Consider the following 26,634-nt stretch of genomic DNA (forward strand, 5'->3'; position numbering starts at 1 on the left):
GGCGGCACATCGCGACCGGCTGAGAGCTGCCGGCCGAAGCAAGGCGCTCGCTAAAGCCAAAGCCTATTGCGGTTGCACGTAGACGTTGATCTCGAGGTTCGGATCGCCCGGGTCCTTGAGATCGGTGACATATTCCTCGAGGAAGGCGTCCTTCACCTTGATGTTCTTGGCCTCGAGATAGGCCGTGATCGTCTCATAGGTGGAATCGATGTCGTCATAGGGCGCTGTATGCACGAAGCGCAGCGAGAGCCCGGCCGGGCTCGTGCTCGACCGCACGCCATTGGCGAGCGGCGCCGCACCGTCCGGCGCCCGGTCGACAGGCAGCATCGCCTCGAAGCGGAAGCCGTTATCGTCCGTCTCGATGAAGAGCGTCAGCGGCCGGCCTGCAACCGAAAGCCCCGATCGCGAGGCCTGTTCGCGCAGGATGCGGAAACTCTCGACCAAACGCTGGAAGCCCTGATCCCAGCTCGACTGGCCGGAGATCGCGAGCACCGGCTTGGGCACCAGTTGCACCTCGTCGACATCGCTCGGGTCGCCCGGTTTACCCGCGAGCGTCGCGTTCGGATCGGGCACAACGGTCGACTGCCGCTGCTGCGGTGCGACCGGAGGAGCGGGAAGCGGCGGAGCGGGCGGCGCCTCCGGCGTGGCCGGGGCAGGAACCGGAGGCGGAGGCGGCGCGGGAGGTGGCGGCGCAGCGCCCTGCGGGATCGGCCCACTCGGCGCAGGCTGGCCCGCCGATGGCGGCGGCGTCACGGGCGGCGCCGGCAGCGGCACGGGCGGGGGCGTCAGGCTGTCTGCCGGGGCCTGTGCCGGCGCCTGCACGGGCACCGCCTGGACCGGAGCCGGGCTCGGCGATGCGGCGCCCGGCGGCGGCGCAAGGGGAGCAGCCTCCACCGGMGTGGGCGGAGCCACCCGGGTTTGTGCGATGGCGAGGGAGCCGGCGGCGACGCCTGCGACAGCCAGAATTCCAACCCGGAAATGCCGCATCATCTTAGCCCTGACAGAGAGGAGCGATTCGCGCCCTTGCGCCGCAGCATAGAATGTCCGTGAGCGCGCAGGAACGGCTGGAAGGGTGGCTTTTTCGCGTCAGCTCCCTCATATAGCCGCTCTTTGTTGGACCTGTGACCAAATGAACGCATTGGCGCATCGCCGGTTCCTGAAAATGAACGGGCTCGGCAACCAGATCACCGTGCTCGACCTGCGCGGCACCAGGCTGAAAGTCAGCGAAGCGGAGGCGCGTGCCATCGCCGCGGAGCCGCGCGCGCATTTCGACCAATTAATGGTGCTGCACGATGCGCGCACGCCCGGCACGGATGCCTTCATCCGCATCTACAACACGGACGGCTCGGAAGCCGGCGCTTGCGGCAATGGCACGCGCTGCGTCGCCTGGGCCATGCTGGCCGATCCCCGGATGGGTGACAGCAACCGGAGCGAGCTGATGCTGGAAACCAAGTCGGGACTGCTCCCCGCCTCGCGCATCGACGATCTCGTCTTCACCGTCGACATGGGCCGACCGAAGCTGGCCTGGGACGAGATCCCGCTGGCAGATCCGTTCCACGATACCAGCCGCTTCGAGCTGCAGATCGGGCCGATCGACGAGCCGATCCTGCACACGCCTTGCGCGGTCAATATGGGCAACCCCCACGCCGTCTTCTTTGTGGACGATCCCTACGCCTTCAACCTGGAGCAGATCGGCCCGTTGCTCGAAAACCACCCGATCTTCCCTGATCGGGCCAATATCGAGTTGGCCGCGGTGAAGGCTCCCGATCATATCGTGCTGCGCGTCTGGGAACGCGGGGCCGGCATCACCCAGGCTTGCGGCTCCGGCGCGTGTGCCGCGCTCGTCGCCGCCGTGCGGCGCGAACTGTCGGCGCGCAAGGCGGTGGTCAGCTTGCCGGGCGGCGATCTCATCATCGAATGGCGCGCAAGCGACGACCATGTCCTGATGACCGGCCCAGTCGCGTTCGAGTGGGAGGGCGTGCTCGAGCCGGCGCTGTTCGAAAGCGCGGCTTGATGACGCTCGAAGTCGTCACCTTCGGCTGTCGCCTCAATATCGTCGAGAGCGAGGCAATCAGGACGCAGGCGGAGGCAGCCGGCCTTGGCAACGTCGCGATCGTCAACTCCTGTGCCGTGACGACGGAGGCCATGCGGCAAGCACGCCAGGCCGTCCGGCGTCTCAAGCGCGAACAGCCTGACAGGCCCGTCATCGTGACCGGATGCGGCGCGCAGGTCGAATCCGGCGTCTTCGCGGCGATGCCGGAGACCGCGCGCGTCCTCGGCAACGCCGAAAAGATGCGGGCCGAGACCTGGATATCGCTCGCCCGTTCGAACAGCCTGGCCTCGGACGCCGAGGTCAATCCCGAGGACAAGACGACCGTCTCCGACATCATGCGCGAGACCACGCTGCAGACGCTGTCGCCCAACGCCTTTGCAGCCCATACCCGCGCCTTCGTTCAGGTCCAGAACGGCTGCGACCATCGCTGCACCTTCTGTGTCATTCCTTATGGCCGGGGCAATTCACGCTCGCTCGGCGTCGCAGCGGTCCTCGGCCAGTGCCGCAAGCTGGTTGAGAATGGCGCCCGCGAAATCGTGCTGACCGGCGTCGACCTGACGAGCTATGGCCGGGACCTGCCGGAGCTCCCGACGCTCGGCGAACTCGTGCAGACCATCCTGCGCGCCCTGCCCGCCCTGCCGCGCCTGCGCCTCTCCTCGATCGACGCGGTCGAGGTCGACGATGCGTTGCGCCAGGCCATTGCGACCGAACCGCGGCTGATGCCGCATCTGCATCTCTCGCTCCAGGCCGGCGACGACCTCATCCTGAAGCGGATGAAGCGGCGCCATTGCCGCGAAGACGCCGTCCGGTTTTGCGCGGAGATGCGGGCGCTGCGCCCCGACATCGTCTTCGGCGCCGATCTCATTGCCGGATTTCCGACCGAGGATGAGGCGATGTTCGCCCGCTCGCTCTCGCTGATCGACGAATGCGGCCTGAGCTATGTTCACGCCTTCCCCTATTCGGCCCGGCCCGGCACCCCGGCCGCCCGGATGCCGCAACTGCCCGGCGAGATCGTCAGCGACCGGGCCGCACGCCTGCGCGCCGCGGCACAGGCCGCCCATGCGCGCCATCTGCAGGCCCGTATCGGCCGGCCGCTCAGCGTGCTGACGGAACGCGGCAATACGGGCCGCGCCGAGGATTTCACGCTGCTCCGTTTCGCGCGCGATGTGGCGGCCGGAGAGATCGTCGAAGCCTGCGCCACCGGCGCCAGTGGCAATGCCCTGCTGGCAGCCTGACGGCGAAGGCGCAGAACGGCGCGATCAGTGCACCATTCCGGCTACGCGGTGGACCTGATTGTTGCAGTACCCGCGCGGATTCCAGGGCGTCTCGAGTGGCTGAACCCGGCCTTCGACATCCCGCGCGCGAGCCATGATCGTCACCGGCCCCGCCACGGCAATAGTCAGCATCGTCTGGAAACGGCGCCAGGCGAATGCGCCTTCCGCCGGCTCGAGTGCGACGTCGCACCAGGTTTTGCCGCCATCCGACGATAGGTCCATCGCCGCTATCGGGACCGCTCCGCTCCAGGCAAAGCCGCGAACCGCGAATGGCGTTCCGGCCACAGCCGTGAAGCCCTCAAGGGGCGCCGTGACCAGCGACTTCACAGGCATGTCGGTGAGCACGGCGAACAGGCTTTCGTCTATCGCTTCACCCGGGCGCATCGGCACGACCGGCATGCGATAATCGGTGCCCCGCATTTTCTCGCCGTCATGCTCGCGAGGGCGGATGGTGATCCGGTCCAGCCATTTCTGCCAGGCAGAGCCCGGAAAGCCGGGCGCGACAATGCGCAGCGGTCCGCCATGCAGACGCGGCAACGGCTCGTCATTCATCGCGAAGGCGACAAGCGTCTCATCGCTCATCGCCTTGGCGATCGGCAGGCCACGCGAGAGCGCGTCCTTGGTTTCGTCCTTGATCGCACGGTCGGGGCTGTAATGCGCCGCATAGACAGCGCTGGGCAGCAAACCCGCATGAGCCAGCAGGTCCTTGAGCCGAACCCCGGTCCAGCGCGCGCAGCCCACCGCGCCGAGCCGCCATTGCAACCCATCGGTCCTGGGCGAGAACTGCACGCGCCCGTTGCCGGCGCATTCGAGCACGGCGGTGACAGTGACGGTCTCGAACTCGCGCTGAAGTTCCTGAAGCGTCCAGGTCGCCGGCCGCTCGACCTCCCCGTCGAGCGTCAGCGTCCATGCTTCAGGGGCAGCAATCTCAGGCAAGGCGCCATTGTTGCGAATGAAGAAAGCATCGACCGGTGTGATCGGAGTATCGAGCAGCCCGATCGCCGGCTCGGCATTCAGCGCCTCCTCGTCATGGACATAGAGCCCGGGCTTGAGGCGGCGCAGCAGCGGCAGTTCGATGAGTCGACGGGGCAAATAGCTGCCTTGTTCCGAGCGGGCGGGACGGTCGGCGCTGCACGATCACGGCCACCGGATTCCGTGCAAACGCTAGTCAAACCCACCCGCTCGATCAAGTCGTGCCGTTCAGCCCTTGGCCGTGACCTCCTCGCGCAGGGCGCGGCGCAGCACCTTGCCGACATTGGTCTTCGGCAGGCTGTCACGGAAGATGATCTGCTTCGGCACCTTGTAGCCGGTGAGATTGTCCTTGCAGAAGCTGCGCAACTCGTCGGCTGTCAGGCTGGCGTCCCTCTTGACCACGAAAGCCGTCACCGCCTCACCGGAATGCTCGTCGGGCAGGCCGATGACGGCAGATTCGAGCACGCCCGGATGGGTGGCGAGGACGTCCTCGACCTCATTAGGATAGACGTTAAAGCCGGAGACCAGCACCATGTCCTTCATCCGGTCGACGATCTTGATCTGCCCGTCGGGCAACAGAACACCAATATCGCCCGAGCGGAAATAGCCGTCCGGGGTCATCACCTTCGCGGTCTCGTCCGGTCGCTGCCAATAGCCGCGCATGACCTGCGGGCCGCGGATGCAGACCTCGCCCGGCTCGCCCATCGGCATGTCATTGCCGTCGACATCCCGGATCGCGAAATCGGTCGAGGGCAGCGGATACCCGATCGTGCCGGTGAACTCGGCAATGTCGGGCCGGTTGGCCGAGGCGACTGGCGAGGTCTCGGACAAACCGTAGCCCTCGACGATCGGCCGCCCGGTGACCTCCMGCCAGCGCTTGGCGACCACCGCTTGCGTCGCCATGCCGCCCGCCACCGMAAAACGCAATTCCGAGAAATCGACATTCTCGATCTCTGGATGGTTGGCCAACGCATTGTAGAGCGTGTTGACACCGGAGAAGAGCGTGAAGCGGCTCGTTTTCAGGATCTTGATGAAGCCCGCGATATCGCGTGGATTGGCGATCAGGAGCCCCTTTGCGCCGATCCGCAGCATGAACATGCAGCAGCAGGTCAGCGCGAAGATATGATAGAGCGGCAGCGCCGTGACCATGACATGCTGGTAGTCGCTGCGGCCGAGCGGTGGCTCGAGCCCCCAGCCCAGCCAGAGCGCGCATTGCTCGACATTGGACGCGACGTTGTGATGGGTCAGAGTCGCGCCCTTGGCGACGCCGGTCGTACCGCCGGTATACTGCAGGAAGGCGACATCCTCGGGCAGGACGACGACCGGTGTCATCGTCGATGGGCCGGCGAGAATAGTCTTCAGCGGGACCGCGCCCGGCAGGTTGAACGGCTTGACGACCTTCTTGATCCTGCGGGCCACGAAATTGACGATGGCCCCCTTGAAACCCATCAGGTCGCCGGCCGTCGCCAGGACAATCTGGTCGAGCTTGAGATTCGGTCGGGCCTCCTCGACGACATGGGCAAAATTCTCGATCACCACGAGCACGCGGGCGCCCGAGTCGTTGAGCTGATGGGTCAGCTCACGGGCCGTATAGAGCGGATTGACGTTCACCACCGTGTAGCCGCCGAGCAGCGTTCCGAAGATCGCGGCCGGATTGGCCAGGATGTTGGGCATCATCAACGCGATGCGGTCGCCCTTCTTGAAGCCGCGGGCCTGCAGCCAGGCAGTGAAGGCGCGGGCGGCTTTCCCGACCTCCGCAAAACTGATCGCCTTGCCGAAGCTCTCGAAGGCCGGGCGCGCGGCATAGGTCGTGACGGCATGGCTGATCAGATCTGCGAGCGTTCCGACCTTGGCCTGATCGATCACCGGCGGAACCGCCGGCGGATAATGCGCCAGCCAGGGCCGCGGATCCGCTGCTGCCTGTGCGGCGCTCGTCACCTTCATCGTCGCTCCTCCCGTCTCGCAGGCATTTTCCCACTCACGCGAGCGTTTCTGCCTTGTTGTAACCATACAGTGCGGAACGAAAGCGGCGGGCGCAAGCGCCCGCCGCTCTGCCGTTGCCACAAGGTTTATATATGAACCTTTTAGGTCACACCTGGGTTTCAGCGCCCATGCGCCAGGGCCTGCGCCGCCACGACGGCATCGGCCGATTTGCCGGCGAGTTCTGCAAGATGGTCGAACCTGACGCTGAAGGAACCGACGCCCGAGGTCGCCGAGCGCAGCTCCACGATCAGACCGCCCATTTCCGCTTCCGGGATCAGGGCGTTGATCTGATCCCAGCCACGCCATCCCGGCCGGGCGTCGTAGCCCAGGATCTGGCCGCGCCTTGCAGAAACGATGGCCGAGGCCCGCGACATCGCGTCCGATGGAATGACGACCTCGACGGCGAGGATCGGCTCGAGCAGCACGGATCTGGCCTGCGGGATTGCGTCCGCCATGGCCAGCCGCGCTGCCTGCCTGAACGCCATGTCGGAGGAATCGACGGTATGGTAGGAGCCGTCGGTCAACGTCACCTCGATATCGACGAGCGGGAAGCCAAGCGGCCCGTGCTGGCAGAAATCCCGCACACCGGCCTCGACGGAAGAGATGTACTGTCTCGGCACGACGCCGCCCGTGATGCGGTCGACGAACCGAATGCCCTCGCCGCGCTCGATCGGCGCCACCTCGAGCACCACATCGCCATACTGGCCATGCCCGCCGCTCTGCTTGCGATGCCGCCCACGCGCGCTAGCCTTGCCGCGAATAGTCTCGCGATAACCGATCTCAGGTGGATGATTCTGAGCCGAAACGCCGTAGCGCCCGGACAACCGCTCCATTGTCACGCGCAAATGCATCTCGCCCTGCCCCGAGAGCCGCACCTCGCCGAACTCCGGCAGGTGCGACACGGTCAGCGCGGGATCTTCCTCCGCGATGCGCCCGAGCGCAGCGGTGAGCCGGACGTCATCCTTGCGATCCTTGACGCTGATCCCGAGCGCATGGACCGGCTCGGGCGGAGCAACCGACGTCACGACGCCTGGACGGACCTTGCCAGCAGCCAGCGCATCCCCCGTGCGCACCCCTTCCAGCCGGGAAAAGGCGGCAACCTGTCCCTCTTCTGCGGCAGGCTTGCGCGTCTGCTCGGCTCCCTTCAACTCGATGACACCGCCGATGCGCGTCTCGACACCGCTGGACGAGGTCACGACGTCGCCCTCGGCGAGCCGCCCGCGCAATACGCGGGCCAGTGAGATCTTGCCGCCCTGGCTCGAATGCCAAGTCTTCATCACCTGCGCCAACGGCGCGCCATCCTCGACGACGCCGATGCGCCCGCGGGTTTCCGGAAGCGAAGGCGCTTCATGCCGCAGGGCCTTGAGCAGCCGCGTGACGCCATTGCCCCGCTCGGCCGCGCCAATCAGCACCGGCACGACGTGGCGGTGCTGCAGCTCCCGCGCGAGATCGTCGAAAATCCGATCCTGCGGGGGCTCCATGTCGCCCAGCAGATCCTCCATCAGCTCATCATCATAGTCCGCAAGCTTCTCCAGCATCGAGAAGCGCGCCTCCTTCTCGCGGCCAACCTCCTCCGACCCGAGGGGCACGATCTCGCTCGGCGCATGCTCGCGGTAGATGAAGGCCCGCTCGAGAGCGAGGTCGATGAAACCAACGGCGATGCCCTTCTGCCAGATCGGGATCTGACGCAGCAGCAGCGGCGTACGCGAGGCGCGCTGCAGGATGCCAAGTGTCTCGCGCACCCGGCGCGTTGCCGTGTCGATCTTGTTGAGGAACAGGAAACGCGGAATATCCGCCTCCTCGAGCTCGCGCAGGACGAGTTCGAGCGCCGGTGCCTTGCGGTCGTCAGCCTCGCATACCACCACCGCGGCATCGACGACAGGCAGGACGTGACGCATCTCGTGCAGGAACTCGACCGAGCCGGGACAATCGATGAAGCTGTAGCTCTCCCCGAGGAAATCGACGGTCGCGACATTCGGCTCGGTGCTCATCTGGTGAGCCCGTGCCTCCGCGGAGGCATCGCCGGCACTGTTCTTCGCCTTGACGGAGCCGGCCCGTGAAACCGCGCCGCAGCGCTCCAGAATGCTCTCGAGCAAGGTCGTCTTGCCGCTTTGAAAGGGACCAACGATGGCGATGCATCGCGGCCCCAAAGCTCTCTTGCCGGCGGCCGAACCTCCATTGYCTGATGTCGCAGCCATAGCGTCCTCCTTCGGGTTTTGGCCGCGCAACAGCGTCAGAGCAGACGCCCGGCGCAACGCGGCGAAGAACCGACGAGAACGATGTCACAGCGCCCACGCCGGAAAGGCGGCGGTCGCTCAGGCCCGACAGGGTCGGGCGGCCGTCGAAGAGGGATGTCGACGCAAAGGTTCGCGCTGTTGGCCGCGCAGCGCAAGAAGAATGTTCCAGGTCCGATCTCTCGGTTCGCACCCAGGCCAGCGTGCCGGACAGTCTTGAACGGTGCCGGATGCCGCTCGATATCCCCGGCATCCTGCGAATGGCTCACCTTTCAGACGGGCGAGCGGTGCAGGAGAGGAAGTCCGCCGGTGGTGTCTGCAAACAGCAGCCGCTCCGCGGGGCCTAAAATCGAAGAGGAATGCTCGTGCTGAAGGTAATTGCCCAGGATTTCATCAAGACCGAGGCCATCGGGCTCGTCATGCCTCTCTATGAAGAGCTAGTCGAAAAGACCCGGCTTGAAGAGCGTTGCATTTCCTATGATCTCTTCATCGATCAGAAGGACCCTGGGCACTTCATCTTCATCGAGGAGTGGCCGGATCGCGCTGCCCTCGATGCACATTGCCGCACCGAGCATTTCGTGCGGCTCGTCCCCCTGATCGACAAGCATCAACGGGCAGATGGCACCTACATCTTGATGGAGCCATTTGCAGCGCGAGGTTAGATGCTGAGGAGCGAACCGACGGATCGAGCCCGGAGCGCAAAGACTCGGTCCGTTCATTGAAAGCGCGGGAAACTCTCCGCCTACGAGGGAATATTTCCCGCCCCCTCACCCGCTGGCCCCGTGTTCCTGAGCGTCCCCAAGCATGCCCTCGGCGCGCCCCGTCACGACATCAGCGATTGCGCCTTTCGCCACGCAAGGTCGTCAGACCGATCCCGACCGCATCAAAGCCGCCATCCACCGCAAGCGTCTGTCCGGTGATGTAGCTGGCCTTCTCGCAGCACAGGAAGAAGATCGCCTCGGCGAGTTCGTCTTCCCGCCCGTAGCGGTTGAGCGGGATGACGTCATGGTAGTCGGCCMGGATTTCCGGGCTATGCACCGCCTTGGCCATTGCGGTGTCGACCGGGCCCGGCGCGACTGCATTGACCCTGATTCCGAGGCTGGCGAGTTCGGCCGCCTGCTGCTTGGTGAGATGGGCGAGAGCCGCCTTGCTGGTGCCGTAGGCGACGCGCAAGGTCGAGGCGCGCAGGCCGGAGATCGAGGTGATGTTGACGATCGCGCCGCCGCCCGTATCGGCCATCAGCGGCGCCGCAACCTGCGTACAAAGAAAGGGTCCGGTGAGGTTGACCGCGAGCACACGCTGCCATTCCGCGAGCGTCGTCTCGAGGATCGGCTTGAACACGGCGGTGCCTGCATTGTTCACGAGAGCATCGAGCCGGCCAAAGCGCTGCATCAGCGCCTTGAAGGCGGCTTCGACCGCGGCAGCCTCGGCAACGTCGCAGGTCAGCGCCAGCGTCGTGTCCGGTGCATTGAGTTCCGCCATCGCCAATGTCAGCGTCGCCCCATCGATATCCAGCAAGGCGACCTGCCAGCCCTCGGCCAGAAAGCGTTTCGTGGTCGCCAACCCGATGCCGCGCGCGGCGCCGGTGACGAGAGCGACTTTGGCGATGTCCTGAGGCATTGAAGCAATCCGAAACAGAGACGAACACGGGTCCGTTTACGCTATGCGCCCTGGCAGCGCCCCAGCAAAGCGCGTGAATGCGGGCACGGTATTCCGAATGCGATTGGAAATCGCGAACGGAGTGACCTGCGATCAGCCGCTACGCCCGACACCACCTCGCGCGCCCATGGAGCGATACCCGCCCTCGCAGACAGATCCCGGTCTGTGTCCCCCCCGCGATCTGTCGCATAGCACCGGCTTGGTCAGAGGTCACAATACGAAGTAAGCAGATCTTGTGTTGTTGCCTCGATCGGGACATCCTCACTCCAGGCTGCTCGCCATTTCATTGAGTTTGCATTGAAATGACGCGATCCACCTGCCCTCTTTCTATCCTGACCAGAAAATCCCTGTCCCAATAGAACCAAAGATGGCCCGGCCGACCGGATTCTGATCCCTGACCTGCGAGGGAGATTGCCTTGAATGCATCGACTCTGAGCTTCCGCGCCGCCGTCCTCATCGCCCTCGCTGGCATGATATGGGGCATCGTCATGGCAATCTCGCGAGATCATTCGGCGTTGCCGGCGCATGCCCATCTCAATCTCTTGGGATGGGTCTCCTTGTTTCTGTTCGGCATCTTCTATCGGCTGCATCCATCCCTGGACCTCGCCAGAAGCGCGGTGATCCAGGTCTGGTTCTGGATCCTCGGAACGCTCGTCCTGACCGTCGGCGTGGCCCTGGTTCATTCCGGAAACGCAACCGGCGATCCGATTGCCGGCGTGGGCGCCTTGACGGTGCTGGCCGACATGGCTTTGTTCGGCTGGCTGGTCTTCAGGCAGGGGCAAGCTGGCATGGCAGCGAAATAGCGCGCGACACCAGCGCCTCATTCCCCTCGACAAGGCCCTACCTCTCCTGTATGGCCAGCCACTCAACTGAAAACAGCGAGCCGTAACGCCCGCGTGAACACACGCGACAACGGCCATGGAGAGACCCATGAACATCATCGAGCAGATCGACCAGGAACAGATCGCCAAGCTGAGCGCAGGCAAGGAAATCCCGCATTTCCAGCCCGGCGACACCGTGCAGGTCAACGTCAAGGTCAAGGAAGGCGAGCGTAGCCGCGTTCAGGCCTATGAAGGCGTCGTGATCGCCCGCAACGGCGGCGGCCTGAACGAAGCCTTCACCGTCCGCAAGATTTCCTATGGCGAAGGTGTCGAGCGCGTTTTCCCGCTCTATTCGCCGAACATCGATTCCATCAAGGTTGTGCGCAAGGGCAAGGTCCGTCGCGCCAAGCTGTATTATCTGCGCGATCGTCGCGGCAAGTCGGCCCGTATCGCCGAGCGCGTCGAAGCCCGTCCTGCCAAGGGCGACAAGTCGGCTGCCAAGTAAGCGCCACTGCGCTGCAGTGAATACCGGAACGCGGTCCCTCGGGGCCGCGTTTTGCGTTGGGCGGCCCGGCGTCGGCTTCGTTGCCGGCACAGTTTGGAACTGCTAGAACATCGTCATGAACACTGTCCTGCCCAGTGAGGATGACTGCTGCCGCATCGTGCGCCGCGAGGCGAACCTGCGCCGCATCCCGACGACGCAGGATTTTGCGGCGCTGCATGACCATGCGCGCCTGCCCTGGCGCTTCTTCGGTCGTTTCACGACCTCGGCGGCAGCGGGCCTTAGGCGCGCCTGAGACCGGCCCGTTGGCCGGCGACAGGCTGTTTGCGTTGCGCCAGCCGGCCTTGAGCGCCGGCATCACAGATTTCCACGACCGAGGCTTATCGACATGACGTMGTCCACCGCCCCCCGCACGCTTTATGACAAGATTTTCGACGACCACATCGTCGACCGCCAGGAAGACGGCACCTGCCTGCTCTATATCGACCGGCATCTGGTGCATGAGGTCACGAGCCCGCAGGCTTTCGAAGGCTTGCGCATGACCGGCCGCAAGGTGCGCGCGCCTGAGAAGACGCTGGCCGTCGTCGACCACAATATCCCGACGACCGACCGCAAGGCCGGCATCGCCGAGGAGGAGAGCCGCATCCAGGTCGAGGCTCTGGCCAGGAACGCCAAGGACTTTGGCGTCGAGTATTTCAACGAGCTCGATATCCGCCAGGGCATCGTCCACATCGTCGGCCCCGAACAGGGCTTCACCCTGCCCGGCACCACGATCGTCTGCGGCGACAGCCACACCTCGACCCATGGCGCCTTCGGCGCGCTGGCACATGGCATCGGCACATCGGAGGTCGAGCATGTGCTCGCCACTCAGACGCTGATCCAGAAGAAGGCCAAGAACATGCTCGTCCAGGTGGACGGCGCTCTGGCCAAGGGCGTCACCGCCAAGGACGTCACCCTCGCCATCATCGGCGAGATCGGGACGGCGGGCGGCACCGGCTCGGTCATCGAATATGCCGGCGAGGCCATTCGCTCCCTCTCGATGGAAGGCCGCATGACGGTCTGCAACATGTCGATCGAAGGCGGAGCACGTGCCGGCATGATCGCGCCGGACGAGAAGGCCTTCGCCTATCTCAACGGCCGGCCTAAGGCCCCGAAGGGTGCGGCCTGGGATGAGGCCCTGCGCTACTGGGAGACGTTGCGCACCGACGAGGGCGCGCATTTCGACCGTATCGTCAAGCTCGATGCCGCCAACCTGCCGCCGATCGTCTCCTGGGGCACCAGCCCCGAGGACGTGATCTCGGTCGCGGGAAGCGTGCCGAACCCGGATGACATCGCCGATGAGACCAAGCGTTCGTCGAAATGGCGCGCGCTCGACTATATGGGCCTGAAGCCCGGCACCAGGATGACCGAGATCCCGCTCGACGTGATCTGGATCGGTTCCTGCACCAATGGCCGCATCGAGGATCTGCGCGCCGTCGCCAAGATCGTCGAGGGTAAGACGATCGCCGGCTCGCTCGACTATGCCATGATCGTCCCCGGCTCCGGCCTGGTGAAGCAGCAGGCCGAGGAAGAAGGTCTCGACAAGATCTTCCTCGCCGCCGGCTTCGAATGGCGCGAGCCCGGCTGCTCGATGTGCCTCGGCATGAACCCCGACCAGCTCAAGCCCGGCCAGCGCGCCGCCTCGACCTCGAACCGCAATTTCGAGGGTCGTCAGGGCTTCAAGGGCCGCACTCATCTGGTCTCGCCGCAAATGGCCGCAGCCGCTGCGCTCGTCGGTCATTTCGTCGATGTGAGGCAGATGGGCTGATGCGCGAGCGGGGACACAGGTCATGACCGGCGATCCCCGCGAAGCCGCCCGGGCAGCCGAAGCCAAGGCAGTGCTGGAGCGCGTCAAGCGCGACGAGGAGGGGCTGCTGAGCTCCTCCATGGGCCGCGCCGCCGATCACTTCTCCGGCCGCGACGCACCTGAAGGCGACACTGTCGAACTCTGGGGCAGACGCATCGGTCGCGCGCTGTCGCTGGTCGGTGTCGTGCTGCTCGCCTGGTGGCTGGGGCATCAGCTCAAGATCTGGTGATGGGAACCGTGCCTTCGATCAAAGCATCCGCCAGCGCCTCGGCATCCGCCGAGGTGTCGTCCGCTGTTGCCTGGGACGAGGTCAAGKCGCCCAGCGCCGCTGATTTCGAAAGCCTCGCGCAGACCGCCTATGACCGCCTGCCGGACGAGTTCCGCGCGCTCTGCGCGGACCTGATCATCAACGTCACCGAGTTCCCCGAGGACGATGTGCTGAAGGAACTCGAGATCGAGAGCCCCTTCGACATCCTCGGCCTCTTCACCGGTGTCGGCCTGCCACAGCAGGGCTCGGGCCCGCAAACGGGCCAGATGCCCAACATGATCCATCTCTATCGCCGTCCGATCCTCGACTACTGGTCCGAACATGACGAGGGCCTGGGCGCCATCGTCACCCATGTCCTGGTCCATGAGATCGGCCATCATTTCGGCTTTTCGGACGAAGACATGGAAGCGATCGAGGCCGGGGCGGAGCGATAGACGATGATGGACGATCTGATCCGGCATCTGCCGAGCCTGGCCCTGGTCTATTCCGCGTTCTTCCTTGCAGTTGCCAGCCCGGGCCCGAGCAATCTTGCCGTGATGGCGACGTCGATGGAGCGTGGTCGGCGCGCCGGAATGACGCTCGCACTCGGCGTCACGACCGGCTCCCTGACCTGGGGCATCCTGGCCGCCATCGGCGTCTCGGCCGTGATCGTGGCCCATCCCGGTGCGCTCTATGCCATCAAGATCGTCGGCGGCGTCTATCTGCTCTATCTCGCCTGGCGATCGGCGCGTTCAGCGATGCGAGTGGACATGCCCCCGCCGAAAGCCACGGTTTCGGGGCATCGCATCTATTTGCGCGGCTATCTCATGCACCTGACCAACCCGAAGGCGATCTTGAGCTGGACCGCGATCATCGCGCTCGGCCTGCGCCCGGAAACACCCGTGGTTGTGGTGCATGCCATCATCATCGGCTGCCTGCTGATCTCGCTTCTGATCAATCAGGGATATGCCCTGCTGTTTTCGACCCCCTCCATGATCGCGGGCTATCGCAAGATCCGCCGTCGTGCCGAGGCCTGCCTTGCCGCCTTCTTCACCTTCGCCAGCTTCAAACTCCTGACCGCGCAGCTGTGAAGCGCGTTGTCGGCCACGTCACGATATCCTAGCCAGAAAGACCTGTTGGAGCCCTCGCCATGCAGCCCTTCACCACCCTGACCTCCACCCCGGCGCCGCTGAAGGTGATCAATGTCGACACCGACATGATCATCCCCAAGCAGTACCTGAAGACGATCAAGCGCACCGGGCTGGGCACCGCGCTGTTCGCGGAGATGCGCTACAACGAGGATGGCGCTGAGAACCCCGATTTCGTGCTGAACCAGCCGGCCTACCGCAAGTCGGAGATCCTGGTTGCCGGGGACAATTTCGGCTGCGGCTCGTCGCGCGAGCATGCTCCCTGGGCCCTGCTCGACTTCGGCATCCGCTGCGTGATCTCGACCTCGTTTGCCGACATCTTCTACAATAACTGCTTCAAGAACGGCATCCTGCCGATCGTGGTCTCGCCCGAAGACCTTGAGAAGCTCTTCGACGACGCCGATCGCGGCTCCAACGCGACGCTGACGGTCGATCTCGCAAAGCAGGAAATCAAGGGTCCGGATGGCGGCACGGTGACGTTCGACATCGACCCCTTCCGCAAGCACTGCCTGCTGAACGGGCTCGACGATATCGGCCTGACCATGGAGAAGGCGCCGAAGATCGACGCCTTCGAGGCCAAGCTCGCCAAGCGCGCCTGGGCCTGATCGGGATCAGACGACCAAGCCCGGCATCGGCGCAATATCGCCGGTGCCGGGAAATACCTTCTCGGCCAGAACCGGTCCCGACAGGCCGAACAGATCGGTCACGACACCCTTTGCGACCGCCCGGATATCCGTGGTCGGCTTCAGGTCGCGCTGCTCCCAGAGCTGCTCCGGTTTCAGCCCCGGCCAGTCCGCGATCACACGACCGCCCCTGACCGCGCCGCCGACCAGGAACGCGACAGTACCGGTACCGTGATCGGTTCCGACCGTGCCGTTGACCCTGGCGGTTCGACCGAACTCCGTGACGACCATCACGACCGTGTCCTTCCAGACCCGCTTCAGCCCGGTCTCGAACGCATTGAACGCACCATCGAGCCCGCCGAGCAGCCCGGCGAGCCGCCCCTTGGCGCCGCCCTCGTTGGCGTGGGTATCCCAGCCCTCGAAGGCCAGCGCCGCAATACGAGGACCGTCATCGGCACCAACGAGCCGCGCCGCTCCCTCAGCGATCTGGATCATGCCCTGGGGATTGCCCGGGCCGCCGCGTGATCGCATCCTGTCGCCGCCCATGCCCTGGCCGAGCACGATCGTCTCGGTCTCGATCGCCCGAGCAAGCACGTTTGCCAGCATGGGGTCGCGCTGCCCGTAAAGGTCGCCCAGTCGCTGGATCAGATCATCTCCGGCGCGCGGCATCACCGGCGGCGCCCAGCCCAGCACCGGGGCCTGGCCCCTGACGATCAATGGTGGCACCACACCGACCCCGAGTACCCCGTGACGCGCGATCGTCTCACCGGCCGGCAGCGCCGCGATCATGCGGTTGAGCCAGCCGCTATCGACGCGTCCCGGGCCTTGCTGACCGCTTTCCAGCACATCCTGCCCATCGAAATGCGAGCGCTCGCGATAGCCCGTCGCTKCCGCATGCACGATCGCGGCATGCCCCTGGCCGTAGAGCCGGGCGAGGTTGGGCATGGCGGGGTGGAGGTGGAAGAAGCCATCGAGCGGCAACGCCGCATCCGATCCATCGCGCTGCAGCGCGATATCCTGACGCAGATCGGCATAGTTCGGGTCGCCGATCGGCGGAACGGCGGCGAGGCCGTCGAGTGCGCCGCGCAGCACCACGGTGATGAAGCGCGCATCCCGACTGCCGGCCGCCGCATGGGCGAATTTCGGCATGAATGACCAGGCGAAGAGCGCGCTTGCCGCCCCCAGCACGGACCGGCGTGATGGTGTCATCGCCTCGCAATCGTCGTCATCGTCGCGGATCGCGTCTGACATCTGGCTCACCTCCGCTGGAATTCGGGCGACATCAGCAAGAGCGCGATCGCCTGCGGCTTGCTCTCGGCGCGGGCCACCGCCTGTTTGGTCTCGGCTGAAGCGAGCGGGCCCAGCACCGCCTCGAGCAGGGCCCGTGGGTCGCTGGCGGTACCAGCCGCCTGACGCCCCCACGCTGCCGCCACGTCGATCCGCGTCTTGATGCCTTCCGGTGTCGCCCACGCATCGTTGTTTCCGGGAAAGCCATTCGGTCCCGAGGGCTGCCAGAGTGGTTGGCCCATCGTCGCGAGCGCTCCTGCGATGGGACCGAACTCCGGCTTGCGTCCAAGCGCCCGCAGCATCGCCAGCAAAAGCTCCTGCGGCTGGCGCAGCTTCGCGGCCTCCGCACCCCATGCGTCGTTCGACTGAATGAGCGCGGCCGATACCGCGGCGAGATCGCCCTCCGTACGGCGCCAGGTTTCCACCAGCTGGGAAACGAGCGCCGGCGGGGGATCGTCCGCCACGAAATGCCGCGCGAGCTTCAACGCGACATGCCGGGCTGTCGCGGGATGATGCGCGAGGTCGAGCAGTGCGAGCCTGCCCTGCTCCGCCCCAGCCTCCTCGTAATCCTTGCCGAGCAGCGGATGAACGCCAGGCTCATGCACGCCGGCATTGAAGGCAAAGGCGCCGGGGAAGCCGAGCCGGCCGTCGCGGCCAGCAACTGTCCAGCCCGTGATGATGCGAGCCAGACTCGTCACATCGCCTTGCGAATAGCCGCCGGAGACGCCCAGCGTATGCAGTTCCATGATCTCGCGGGCGAGGTTCTCGTTGAGCCCACGGCCGCGGCGCTTGCCTGCCGGAGAGTTCGGCCCGATCGATTGCTGATTATCGAGATAGATCAGCATGGCCGGATGGCTCTCGACGGACAGGAGCATGTCTTCGAACCGGCCAAAGACATAGGGGCGTATCGCCTCACGCTCATAAGCCCCCGCCAGCACCCGCACGAAGTTGCCTTGCGAGACGGAGATGCAGAAATGGTTCGACCAGAACTGCGCCAGCCGTTCGCCAAAACCGGCGAGCGGTTCCAGGCCGGCACGCATCCGCGCAGCCACTTCGTCGCGGTAGATCCTTTGCGGCAAGGGAGGCTCGGGAGGCGCCGACGCCCCCTGCCCTTCGTTCATCCCGCCCGGAGCAGGCATCATCGCCGCCTGCATGGCCGGGCGCGGGGCCTCTCGCTCGGCCTTCTCCTTATCCTGGAAGGCATAGAACGCCGATCCGATCTGCGCCTGCCCGACGAGCTCGAGGCCAATCGGAACGGGAACGCTCCTGCGCTTGACCTCATCGAGAAACAGGTCCCGGGCGTCGCCGCCGATCGCCGTGAGATCGCCAGGTCGGAGCCCCAAGCCGAAGCGCTGCAAACCGAGAATATTCAACCGCGAATCGCGCGCCATCGACGGCTCCCTCGCCTTGAGCAGGCAAAGCCGAGCATCCGGGCCAACTATGGCAAAAATCGCATGCCCCGATGCGGTGCGCCGAGATAGAACATCGAAAGGCCGCCACGCCCTGCGGCGTGGCGGCCCCTCCGAGGCGGTTTCGGTCCCGTTTGCCTACATCGCCGGCAGCGCCGCGACGTCGCGCACCGGCCCGTTCAGCCCGGTGACCTTGCCCACCATCGAAGCCTTGCCCGTTGCCAGATCGACCTTATGCAGGGTGCCGTCCGCCAGCAGCCAGCCGGTATTGGCGCCTGACGCATCGGTCTCGATATCGAAGGCGATCGCCTTCGCTGTGACGCCGAGCTTGCCGACAGCGCCCAGCACGCCGTCATTCGGCGGTGCCTGTTTCAGCAACCCGCCGAACTTGCCGTCGATATCGTAGAGCGCCGTCTCCTTGATGCCCTTCACGGAGTTGGAATAGGCGCCGGCAACGACCATCGGAGTCTCGCCCTTGTGCATGTCGGTCTCGGCGAATTTCAACTTGCCGTCGACCGTGGTCTTGCCATCCTCGACCTTGACGCGAAGGTTGGTGCCGTCGGCGCCGATGACGCGCAACCGGTCGGCGGCCGGGTTGAAATCGACCGTCGCCATCGTGCCAGCGGCAAGCGTGGTATCCATCTTCGACTTCATCGTCGCTTTCCCGCTCGCCATATCGACCGTGAAGATCGTGCCGTCGGTCGACAGCGCGTAGAGCATTCCGTCGGCGGGGCGGACATCGATGCCGGCGATCTTGCCGGTCATGCCGGTGACCTTGATGGCCTTGCCCGCCTTCTGCGTCGCCGTATCGATCATTGTCAGCGTGTCGTCGCCCGTCAGGGCGGCGAGGGTTCCGGCGGGGGCTGCCAAGGTCGCGGCGAAGGAAGCCCCCAGAATCGTGGAAGCAATCAGCGCGAGGCGTGTGGCGCGTGCAATCTGCATGTTATCCTCCCAATCGTCTGTCGYATTGTTTCGAGGGCTGTTCGCCGCCTGATCTGGCGCGGCACCCAATCGGGGTAAGCTTGCGGCACAGGAGCGGATGCGAAGGAAAAAACAAAAAACTGAGACGCATCCGAAGCTGGCCGAGCCGCGTATTCATCTATTCGCGCAAGGCTGAGGCGCTGCGCCGAGGAGGAGACAGGGATGGCGATGAACGCCGTAGTGCCGCCAAAGGCTACGGACATCGAAACCGCGCTGCGCGACTGTGCCTCCGGAGATAAACTTGCGCTCAAGCGCATCTACGACGCCGAGGCCGCGCGTATGATCGGCGTGGCCCAGCGTCTGCTCAAGCGGCGCGCGCTGGCCGAGGAGGCAGTGCAGGATACCTTCGTCCTGATCTGGCGACATGCGACGCGGTTCGATCCGCAGCGCGGTGCCGGCTTGACCTGGATCTACGCGATCCTGCGCAACCGCTCGCTCTCGATCCTGCGGGATGAGAAGCGCACGGAAACCACCGATATGCCTGTCGCCGAGGAAACCGCGAGCGAAGAGGACGATCCTGAGACGGTGATGTCGAAACTGTCCGACGCCAAGGCACTMCGCGCCTGCCTGGAGACGCTGCCACCGCAGCGGCGCGGCATCGTGCTGCTTGCCTTCGTCCAGGGGTTGACCCGTGGCGAGATCGCCGGTCGCCTCAAAATGCCGATCGGCACCGTCAAATCCTGGATTCGCCGCTCCCTGATCTCGCTCAAGGAGTGCCTCGGATGAGCCCCTCCTCCACCAGATCTCTCGGCCCGGAGGAGCGCACCGCGCTGGCGGGCGAATATGTGCTTGGCCTGATCGAGGGGGCCGACCTCACGGCCTTCGACCAGCAGCTCGAGACCGATCCTGATCTCGCTKCAGCGGTCGAGCGCTGGCGCGTTCACTTCGCGGCCATCGATGCCACCGCYGCGCCCATCGAGCCGCCAGCCGCGCTATGGAGCCGGATCGAGACCGAGCTGGCGGCCGTCGCGCAGCAGGCGGCTCCCGCAGGCATGAGCAGTGCAGCACCGGCTCAGGCGTCGCGCCCCGCCGCGGCCGCAACCAGCCGCCTGGCCGATTGGTGGAACAGCCTCTTCGTCTGGCGCGGCGCAGCGCTCGCCGGAGCGCTGGCGATAATCGTTCTCGCTGCAGGTCTCCTGAACGCCCTCGATCGGGCCAGGCGCCAGCCCGTGATGGTCGCCGTGCTGATGACCGAAGCCAGCGTCGCTGCAGCGGTCGTCAACACCTTCGCCGACGGCAGGGTGGAGATGGTGCCGCTGCAGGCAATCCATGTTCCCGAAGGCAAGGCCCTCGAAATCTGGACACTGTGGGACCGCGCGGTGGGCCCGCGTTCGGTGGGGCTGATCGAGCGTGCCCGCTCGACCCATCTCAGGCTGGACCAACTGCCGCTTGGCAAGGATCAGCTCTTCGAGATCACCCTGGAACCCGCGACAGGCTCGCCGACAGGGAGGCCGACCGGCCCCATCATTGCCAAGGGGACCACGGCGCAGGCCCTGTGAATCCCAGGGGGTCTGCCGCTACACCACCACCGTGATCGTCTCGGCCGCACGCGTCAGCCCGGTATAGAGCCAGCGCGCCCGGTGCTCGCGAAAGGCAAAGGCCTCGTCGAAGAGGACGATGTCATCCCATTGCGAGCCCTGCGCCTTGTGGACCGTCAGGGCGTAGCCGAAGGTGAATTCATCGGTGTGCTTGCGCAGCTCCCACGGCACCTCCTCCTCGGTGCCGTCGAAGAAATTGGGCATCACGGAGACCTTGACCGGCTTTCCACCGGTATCGTCCTCCGGCGTGACTCGCATCGTGATCAGGCCCTTCTTCGAGGTCTTGAGTTCCTGCACGATCCAGGAGCCGCCATTGAGCAGGCCCTTGCTCTTGTCGTTGCGCAGGCAGACGAGCTTCTCACCCGCGACCGGCACGGTGGAATCGCGCCCCATGAGCTGCCGGATGCGCGCATTGTAGAGCCGGCGCGTCTTGTTCATGCCGACCAGGACCTGATCGGCACCCAACACCAGCTCGGAATTGACCGCATCGCGGCGAATGACCCGGCTCTCGCCGTAGTCGCCGACATCGAGGCGCCCTCCCTCGCGGACGATCATCGACATCCTGACGATGGGATTGTCCGCAGCCTGGCGATGGACCTCGGTCAGCATCACGTCCGGCTCGGTCTCGGTGAAATACCCGCCGCCCTTGACCGGGGGCAACTGCGCCGGGTCCCCCAGCACAAGGACCGGCGTACCGAAGGAGAGCAGATCCTTGCCCAACTCCTCGTCGACCATCGAGCACTCGTCGATGATGATCAGCCCGGCCTTGGCCGCGTTGCTCTCGCGGTTGAGCACGAATGTCGGGCTTTCCTCATCGACGCCACGCGAGCGGTAGATCAATGAATGGATGGTCTGGGCGCCATCGCAGCCCTTGTTGCGCAGCACCAGCGCCGCCTTGCCGGTGAAGGCGGCGAAGAGGACTGTGCCATCGACACCCTCGGCAATATGGCGCGCGAGCGTCGTCTTGCCCGTGCCGGCATAGCCGAACAGGCGAAAAACCTGAGGCTCGCCAGCCTGTAGCCAGCGTGCGACCGCGCTCAGCGCGGCATCCTGTTGCGGCGACCAGCTCATCGCGAAGGAATCCGATATGCGATCATGCCGCACAAAGGCGCGAGTCGCTCGCGCAATGCAAGCGCAAGAACAGAACGGGATCAGGCGGCGCGCAGGCGCCTGACGAATTCCTCCGCCTCGCCCTGCAGCGCAGCGATGCGCTCGTCGAGGTCGCGGGCCCCGAACGCGCCCCTGCCCGCCTGTTCGACAGTCTGAGCATTCGCCTCGGCGATCTCCGCCATTGCGCCCGCAGCCGTTTCCGTCACACCCGAAATACGCGCGACCGTGTCCCCGAGCGAGCCCATCAGCTCGGAATGCGAGGCGACCATGGTCGAAATCTCGGTGCTGGCCTGTTCGACGGCACCGACACTGGCGACGATGCCCGAAACCGCCTGCGCCGCCTGCGACAGCGCCGCGTTGACCGCTGCAATGCGCCGCACGATCTGCGCGGTGGCGTCAGCCGTCTGGCCCGCCAGCGCCTTGACCTCGCTCGCGACGACGGCAAACCCCCGGCCATGCACGCCGGCGCGCGCCGCCTCGATCGTTGCGTTCAGCGCAAGCAGATTGGTTTGCCGAGCGATCGTCTCGATGATGTCGACGACATCGCGGATTTGCCCCGCATTCTCGGTCAGACGCAGGACAAGGCCGGAGGTGCCAGCGGCATCCTGCGTCGCCACCGTCGCCGTTTGTGAAACCCGGTGCACTTCCGCATTGATCTGGCCGATCACCTGCTCCAGGCGCAGGGCCGCCTCGGTGATGCGCCGTGCCTCCAACCCCGCCCCGTCGACGGCGGAAGCGGCAGTGCCCGTGCTCTGCGAGACCTGCTGTGCCCGCACCGCAGAATCCTGTTGTGCGGTGCGCAGAGCTTCGCTCAACCCGGCGATATCGTGAAGCACGGCACCAATCCGGTGTTCGAATTCCTCGGCGATGCGGCCGAGCTCCTCGGTTCGCTGGTTCTGGTGGAACAGAGCCCGGTCGGCCTCGGCATCGCGGGTGACCAGGGTCGCCCGCACTTCGCTCAGCGCCCGCACGGTGCGGGCAAGCTGGCCAATCTCGTCGCGACGCCGGACATGCGGCACCGCGATGACGGCAGAGGTCGCCGTCGCGGTGGCGATAGCGGCCATCAGATCGCGCAGGGGGCGGGTGAGCTGGGTCCTGAGCAGGTACATCGCCAGCAGCGCGCAGGCGAGCGGGAGACCAACCGCTGTCGCGATCACCCGCAGGCGCAGTGCGTGAGCTAGCCCCGCAGCCTCTGCAGCGCCGAGCTGCGCACGCCTGTCCAGGCCATCGGCGAGCTTCGACGTGACGAGGATGATCTGGCGGACATTCTCGCGCGCCGCCTCGGCCGAGGCCTCGATGAGCGCGGCCTTTGCCGAGACCTCGCGCCCCATCGTGACGATGTCGCGCTGGAATGAAATGAACGTCCTGATCCGGGCATCCAAGGTCGGATTGGCATCGCGGAGTTCGCCCGGCAACGACGAGATCAGACTGGCTCGTGCGGCATCGACCAGCTCCACAGCTCCATCAAGGGAATCGAGCGCGGTCTCGATCGCACGCGGCGTGGCCGCGTCATCGAAGCGGCTGAGCAGCGAGGCCTGCGCCACGCGATTCGAGAGCAGCGCCGCGCGGTTGACCAAGGCCATGCTCGAAAAGGCATCGCGATCGATTTCGCGGACCGCGTCAAAGCCCCGAACCGCGCTGAACAACCCGAGGCCAGCGGCAATCCCCATGAGCGCAAACAGCATGGTGATCTTCGCAGTCAGCCCCAATTGCCGCATCGCGTTGCCCCCTCGTCGTAGCGCGCCCTTCCCTTCGCAGATGCGAACGAACGTTAGGTTAACACGACAGGAGGAACGTGATAAAAATCAACAAGTTAGCCGGATACGGACCGAGCTGTCGAAGCCGCCGCGCGTGCAAAAAATAACGGCAACGCCCGTTGATCAGGCCATTAGGCTGTCCAGGCCACGCCGAAGCCCGATCTGATCCGCAACCMGCCACGCCGCCAGCAAGGTGCCGCCGACATAAGGCGCGGCAGAGGTGCCGGCATCATGCCGGATCACCAGCCGCTCGTCCGGGAGGCCGAAGACCGCTTCGCAGGAAAGGACGAAGCCCGGCATCCGCAGCGAATGGACCTGTACCGCATGCGGCGCACCGATTGCGGCGCCACGCGTCTCGCGGGCGCCGCCGAGCTCCGCAACCGGCTTCGCGGTTCCGGCCATACGCTCGGCACCAAGCGTCTCGGCGAGTTCGCGCCCGGTTCCGGACGGCGTGTCCGGCTTCAACGCGGAGGCGTAGTCGATGATCTCGACATCCGGCACATATTTCACCGCTTCGCGGGCAAAGCGGCGCAGCAGCGTCGCGGTGATCGAGAAATTGCCCGCGGCAAGCACGCCGACGCCGGCCTTGAGCGCAGCGGCCTCGATCTCCGCATAATCCTCGCCGGTCATGCCAGACGCGCCGACGACGACATGGCGCCCCGCCGCAACGGCTGCCAGCACATTGTCCTTCACGCTGTCGGGCTTGGTATAGTCGATCAGGACATCCGACGGCACGGCGAGCGCCTCCGCCACGGTCGCAAAGACCGGTTTGCCATTGGCTGGCTGCCCGGCCGCCTCGCCGAGATCGCTGCCTGCTGCCTTGCGCGAGACACCCGCAACAAGCTCAAGGTCGGACGCGGAGTCGATTGCAGCGACAAGCGCCTTGCCGACCCAGCCGGTGCAGCCGGCAAGCGTGATGCGGATCATCGGAAACTCCCAACATAAGGCTGGAAACAATTGAGTTCGATCATCCGCCCCTTACAGTTCGAGGCTTGGATGCGGCTGGGGGAATCGAACCGATGCGTGTCACTGTCAACGGAGTGCGCCTCTATGTCGACATCGAAGGTGCGGGGCTCGCGCCCGATGGCCCGGCCATGCAGGAAAAGCCAACGCTGATCCTGCTTCATGGCGGTCCAGGCGCCGACCACAGCATCTACAAACCCGGGTTCTCCGGACTTAGCGATATCGCCCAGATCGTCTATTACGATCATCGCGGCTGCGGCCGCAGCGAAGACGGCCCGCGTGAGAGTTGGACATTGGACCAGTGGGCCGATGACCTGAAGGTGCTCTGCGACACACTCGGCATCGAAAGACCGATCATCCTCGGCACGTCATTCGGGGGCTTTGTCGCGCAGGCCTATGCGACGCGCCATCCCGGGCATGCCGCCAAGCTGATCCTGATTTCCACAGCCGCCAAGTTCGATTTCCCGGCGGTCTACGCAGCCTTCGAACGGGTCGGTGGTCCACGAGCCAGTCAGGCGGCCCGAAACTACTGGTCGGCGCCCGCGCCTGAGACACGTGCGCCCTATACTGAGATTTGCTTTCCGCTCTACGCAGCGCGACCGCGAACCGGCTCGACCGATTGGATACAGAGGCTCATCTCGCGCAACGAGACAGGCGTCTGGTTCAATGGCCCGCACAACGAACAGGGCCGCTTCGATTTTCGCGCCGCGCTGGGAGCCGTGAATTGCCCAGTCCTCGTTATGGGGGGCGAGGAAGACCCCATCACGCCGATTGCCTTCAGCGAGACGATTGCAGCGTGCCTTCCGCCCGATGCGGTTCGTTTCAAGCGTTTCGCTGGTTGCGGCCACGGCATCGTCGGCGACGACCCAGCGGCCGCCTTCGCGACGATCCGCGAGTTCATTCTCGATGAAGCGTGAAATCGCTCAGAGTGCGAGCCGCATCAGCGGCCGCCCCTCCTTCTGCCGCGCGACCTCGACGAAGCCGGCTCGCAGGAAGACCCGCTCGGCGCCGACATAAAGGCCMTCGCTGCTACGCTTGAATTCATGGTCCATGGGGGCAGCCTCGAGCAGGCGGGCCCCGTTCTCGCGCGCGAAAATGATCGCGCCGTCGAGAAGCGCCGCCGTGACGCCCCTGCCCCGCCACGCCTTGCGGACGAAGAAACAGGAGGCCGCCCAGACGCGCTCATCGTCGGCCGGTGCATCCGGCAGCGGCGTCGAGGCGCGCCGCGGATTGTTCCATTCGGGAATGTCGCGCCGAGGGCCGACCTGGAGCCAGCCGACACAGGTCTCGTGATCATKGGCCAGGACGCCAGGGGGCGGCCCCTTGCGAACCCGCTGCTCGAACAATTGTCGGGCCCCCTCCCCCAATAGTGGCAGGCGCTGCTTCTGGGGCATGCGGAAATGGTTGCACCAGCAGCCATAGCAGGGCCCCTGCGGACCGAAGAGATCCTCGAGATCCGGCCAGCGCTCGGGCGCCAGCGGCAGAACAGTGAAGGCAAAGGCCGACATTCTCCTGGTCCCTTTCGCCAGCGGCACGAGGGGGCTCGACTCATCGGCGCCAGGCTGGGATGACTGAGCAATCGAGATGGAGACTGCCGCCATGTCCTTCGAGCTTTTTGCCGCTTATCTCGTTGCCTGCTTCGTCATCGTCATCGTGCCGGGCCCGACCGTAACACTGATCATCGCCAACAGCCTGAAGCATGGTGCCCGCGCCGGGCTCCTGAATGCGGCAGGAACCCAGCTCGGCCTCGCGATCATGATCGCGATCGTCGGCATCGGCCTGAGCTCGGTCATCGGGGCGATGGGCCACTGGTTCGACTGGGTGCGGCTCGCCGGCGCCGCCTATCTGATCTGGCTCGGCTGGAAGATGGTCCGGGCCGGCGGCGTCGAGGATGGCGCCATGCAGGCCCGAGCACCGCGCGGCGGGTTCTTCCTGCAAGGCGTCCTGGTCGCGCTCAGTAATCCGAAGACACTGCTCTTCTTTGGTGCCTTCTTCCCGCAATTTCTCGACCCCGCCCGCGATCACGTCACGCAGATCGCGATCATGGGGCTGACCGCGATGCTCTTCGCCGCGGTCAGCGACAGCGGCTATGCGCTGCTTTCGGGGCGGGCGGGACGGCTGCTGTCGCAGAAGCGCGTGCGCCTGCTCTCGCGCGTCAGCGGCGGCTTCCTGATTGGCGGCGGCCTCTGGCTGGGCTCGTCGCGCGCCAGTTGATCCGCCGCCTCAG

General features: G+C 65.5%; 27 protein-coding genes. 15 read left to right on the forward strand and 12 right to left on the reverse strand.

Going from position 1 to position 26,634, the window contains the following annotated elements; all coding sequences use genetic code 11:
- Positions 1 to 63: 63 nt before the first annotated feature.
- On the reverse strand, positions 64 to 912 hold the full coding sequence (locus AC1DJT_RS03875; protein ID WP_476833561.1) for a GyrI-like domain-containing protein: 849 nt from the start codon (positions 910 to 912) through the stop codon (positions 64 to 66).
- A gap of 217 nt (positions 913 to 1,129) precedes the next feature.
- Between AC1DJT_RS03875 and dapF the strand changes: the two genes are divergently transcribed.
- Positions 1,130 to 2,014, forward strand: coding sequence for a diaminopimelate epimerase (gene dapF, locus AC1DJT_RS03880; RefSeq protein WP_441489449.1), 885 nt, complete (start codon positions 1,130 to 1,132; stop codon positions 2,012 to 2,014).
- Entirely contained in the window at positions 2,014 to 3,288 is a 1,275-nt protein-coding gene (gene mtaB, locus AC1DJT_RS03885; RefSeq protein ID WP_441505235.1) for a tRNA (N(6)-L-threonylcarbamoyladenosine(37)-C(2))-methylthiotransferase MtaB, read from the forward strand. The genes dapF and mtaB overlap by 1 nt, the downstream gene beginning before the upstream one ends.
- A 24-nt stretch (positions 3,289 to 3,312) precedes the next feature.
- Here mtaB and AC1DJT_RS03890 read toward each other — a convergent pair whose 3' ends face one another.
- From AC1DJT_RS03890 to AC1DJT_RS03900, 3 genes are all read right to left on the reverse strand, one after another.
- Positions 3,313 to 4,419 carry a sulfite oxidase gene (locus AC1DJT_RS03890; RefSeq protein ID WP_476768529.1) on the reverse strand — a complete coding sequence of 369 codons (1,107 nt, stop codon included), beginning with the start codon at positions 4,417 to 4,419 and terminating at the stop codon, positions 3,313 to 3,315.
- Positions 4,420 to 4,527: 108 nt separating this feature from the next.
- Positions 4,528 to 6,243 carry an AMP-binding protein gene (locus AC1DJT_RS03895; RefSeq protein WP_476833562.1) on the reverse strand — a complete coding sequence of 572 codons (1,716 nt, stop codon included), beginning with the start codon at positions 6,241 to 6,243 and terminating at the stop codon, positions 4,528 to 4,530.
- A gap of 158 nt (positions 6,244 to 6,401) precedes the next feature.
- Positions 6,402 to 8,480, reverse strand: a complete 2,079-nt coding sequence (locus AC1DJT_RS03900; protein WP_476833563.1) for an elongation factor G — start codon at positions 8,478 to 8,480, stop codon at positions 6,402 to 6,404.
- 395 nt (positions 8,481 to 8,875) lie between these two features.
- Between AC1DJT_RS03900 and AC1DJT_RS03905 the strand changes: the two genes are divergently transcribed.
- A complete protein-coding gene (locus AC1DJT_RS03905; RefSeq protein WP_476769944.1) occupies positions 8,876 to 9,178 on the forward strand; it encodes a putative quinol monooxygenase in 303 nt (100 codons plus the stop codon).
- A gap of 169 nt (positions 9,179 to 9,347) precedes the next feature.
- On the opposite strand, the gene AC1DJT_RS03910 is transcribed toward AC1DJT_RS03905, so the two are convergent.
- Complete coding sequence (locus tag AC1DJT_RS03910; protein ID WP_476833564.1) at positions 9,348 to 10,136, reverse strand: SDR family NAD(P)-dependent oxidoreductase; 789 nt, start codon at positions 10,134 to 10,136, stop codon at positions 9,348 to 9,350.
- 455 nt (positions 10,137 to 10,591) lie between these two features.
- Here AC1DJT_RS03910 and AC1DJT_RS03915 point away from each other — a divergent pair, with 455 nt between their 5' ends.
- The 8 genes from AC1DJT_RS03915 (at position 10,592) to leuD (ending at position 15,344) form a co-directional block, all read left to right on the forward strand.
- Positions 10,592 to 10,978, forward strand: coding sequence for a hypothetical protein (locus AC1DJT_RS03915; protein ID WP_476769945.1), 387 nt, complete (start codon positions 10,592 to 10,594; stop codon positions 10,976 to 10,978).
- A gap of 127 nt (positions 10,979 to 11,105) precedes the next feature.
- Positions 11,106 to 11,501, forward strand: a complete 396-nt coding sequence (rplS, locus tag AC1DJT_RS03920) for a 50S ribosomal protein L19 (protein ID WP_043233560.1) — start codon at positions 11,106 to 11,108, stop codon at positions 11,499 to 11,501.
- 115 nt (positions 11,502 to 11,616) lie between these two features.
- Positions 11,617 to 11,793, forward strand: a complete 177-nt coding sequence (locus AC1DJT_RS03925; RefSeq protein WP_162531536.1) for a hypothetical protein — start codon at positions 11,617 to 11,619, stop codon at positions 11,791 to 11,793.
- A 93-nt stretch (positions 11,794 to 11,886) separates the two neighbouring features.
- Complete coding sequence (gene leuC / locus AC1DJT_RS03930; RefSeq protein ID WP_476833565.1) at positions 11,887 to 13,305, forward strand: 3-isopropylmalate dehydratase large subunit; 1,419 nt, start codon at positions 11,887 to 11,889, stop codon at positions 13,303 to 13,305.
- 22 nt (positions 13,306 to 13,327) lie between these two features.
- Complete coding sequence (locus tag AC1DJT_RS03935) at positions 13,328 to 13,573, forward strand: hypothetical protein (RefSeq protein WP_113512190.1); 246 nt, start codon at positions 13,328 to 13,330, stop codon at positions 13,571 to 13,573.
- Positions 13,573 to 14,046 carry a metallopeptidase family protein gene (locus AC1DJT_RS03940; RefSeq protein ID WP_476833566.1) on the forward strand — a complete coding sequence of 158 codons (474 nt, stop codon included), beginning with the start codon at positions 13,573 to 13,575 and terminating at the stop codon, positions 14,044 to 14,046. Before AC1DJT_RS03935 ends, AC1DJT_RS03940 begins: the two co-directional genes overlap by 1 nt.
- Before the next feature lie 3 nt (positions 14,047 to 14,049).
- Positions 14,050 to 14,682 carry a LysE family translocator gene (locus AC1DJT_RS03945; protein WP_441489459.1) on the forward strand — a complete coding sequence of 211 codons (633 nt, stop codon included), beginning with the start codon at positions 14,050 to 14,052 and terminating at the stop codon, positions 14,680 to 14,682.
- A 59-nt stretch (positions 14,683 to 14,741) separates the two neighbouring features.
- On the forward strand, positions 14,742 to 15,344 hold the full coding sequence (gene leuD / locus AC1DJT_RS03950) for a 3-isopropylmalate dehydratase small subunit (RefSeq protein ID WP_043233564.1): 603 nt from the start codon (positions 14,742 to 14,744) through the stop codon (positions 15,342 to 15,344).
- Between the two features lie 6 nt (positions 15,345 to 15,350).
- On the opposite strand, the gene AC1DJT_RS03955 is transcribed toward leuD, so the two are convergent.
- The 3 genes from AC1DJT_RS03955 to AC1DJT_RS03965 all read right to left on the reverse strand — a co-directional run bounded on the left by AC1DJT_RS03955 (position 15,351) and on the right by AC1DJT_RS03965 (position 19,000).
- Positions 15,351 to 16,613, reverse strand: a complete 1,263-nt coding sequence (locus tag AC1DJT_RS03955) for a DUF1501 domain-containing protein (protein WP_476833567.1) — start codon at positions 16,611 to 16,613, stop codon at positions 15,351 to 15,353.
- Positions 16,614 to 16,618: 5 nt separating this feature from the next.
- Positions 16,619 to 18,040, reverse strand: a complete 1,422-nt coding sequence (locus tag AC1DJT_RS03960; RefSeq protein WP_476833568.1) for a DUF1800 domain-containing protein — start codon at positions 18,038 to 18,040, stop codon at positions 16,619 to 16,621.
- Between the two features lie 156 nt (positions 18,041 to 18,196).
- The gene (locus AC1DJT_RS03965; RefSeq protein ID WP_476769950.1) at positions 18,197 to 19,000 is read right to left on the reverse strand and encodes a DUF4394 domain-containing protein; all 804 of its coding nucleotides are present in this window, start codon (positions 18,998 to 19,000) and stop codon (positions 18,197 to 18,199) included.
- A gap of 201 nt (positions 19,001 to 19,201) precedes the next feature.
- Between AC1DJT_RS03965 and AC1DJT_RS03970 the strand changes: the two genes are divergently transcribed.
- Entirely contained in the window at positions 19,202 to 19,765 is a 564-nt protein-coding gene (locus AC1DJT_RS03970) for a sigma-70 family RNA polymerase sigma factor (protein ID WP_476833569.1), read from the forward strand.
- Entirely contained in the window at positions 19,762 to 20,538 is a 777-nt protein-coding gene (locus tag AC1DJT_RS03975) for an anti-sigma factor (protein ID WP_476833570.1), read from the forward strand. Before AC1DJT_RS03970 ends, AC1DJT_RS03975 begins: the two co-directional genes overlap by 4 nt.
- 18 nt (positions 20,539 to 20,556) lie before the next feature.
- Here the strand turns inward: AC1DJT_RS03975 and AC1DJT_RS03980 are convergent, their stop codons facing one another.
- The 3 genes from AC1DJT_RS03980 to dapB all read right to left on the reverse strand — a co-directional run bounded on the left by AC1DJT_RS03980 (position 20,557) and on the right by dapB (position 24,371).
- Positions 20,557 to 21,648, reverse strand: coding sequence for an ATP-dependent DNA helicase (locus tag AC1DJT_RS03980; RefSeq protein ID WP_441489465.1), 1,092 nt, complete (start codon positions 21,646 to 21,648; stop codon positions 20,557 to 20,559).
- A gap of 80 nt (positions 21,649 to 21,728) precedes the next feature.
- Complete coding sequence (locus AC1DJT_RS03985; protein WP_476833571.1) at positions 21,729 to 23,372, reverse strand: methyl-accepting chemotaxis protein; 1,644 nt, start codon at positions 23,370 to 23,372, stop codon at positions 21,729 to 21,731.
- Positions 23,373 to 23,567: 195 nt separating this feature from the next.
- On the reverse strand, positions 23,568 to 24,371 hold the full coding sequence (gene dapB, locus AC1DJT_RS03990) for a 4-hydroxy-tetrahydrodipicolinate reductase (RefSeq protein WP_476833572.1): 804 nt from the start codon (positions 24,369 to 24,371) through the stop codon (positions 23,568 to 23,570).
- 92 nt (positions 24,372 to 24,463) lie between these two features.
- Between dapB and AC1DJT_RS03995 the strand changes: the two genes are divergently transcribed.
- Entirely contained in the window at positions 24,464 to 25,324 is an 861-nt protein-coding gene (locus AC1DJT_RS03995; protein ID WP_441505220.1) for an alpha/beta fold hydrolase, read from the forward strand.
- A gap of 6 nt (positions 25,325 to 25,330) precedes the next feature.
- Here AC1DJT_RS03995 and AC1DJT_RS04000 read toward each other — a convergent pair whose 3' ends face one another.
- Positions 25,331 to 25,915 (reverse strand): N-acetyltransferase family protein, encoded by a 585-nt coding sequence (locus tag AC1DJT_RS04000; protein ID WP_476833573.1) that lies wholly within the window; start codon positions 25,913 to 25,915, stop codon positions 25,331 to 25,333.
- A 91-nt stretch (positions 25,916 to 26,006) separates the two neighbouring features.
- On the opposite strand from AC1DJT_RS04000, the gene AC1DJT_RS04005 reads away from it, so the two are divergent.
- Entirely contained in the window at positions 26,007 to 26,621 is a 615-nt protein-coding gene (locus AC1DJT_RS04005) for a LysE family translocator (protein ID WP_441505218.1), read from the forward strand.
- The last annotated feature ends 13 nt before the right edge of the window (positions 26,622 to 26,634 follow it).

Source organism: Allobosea sp. 05T422_2, from assembly GCF_056396265.1.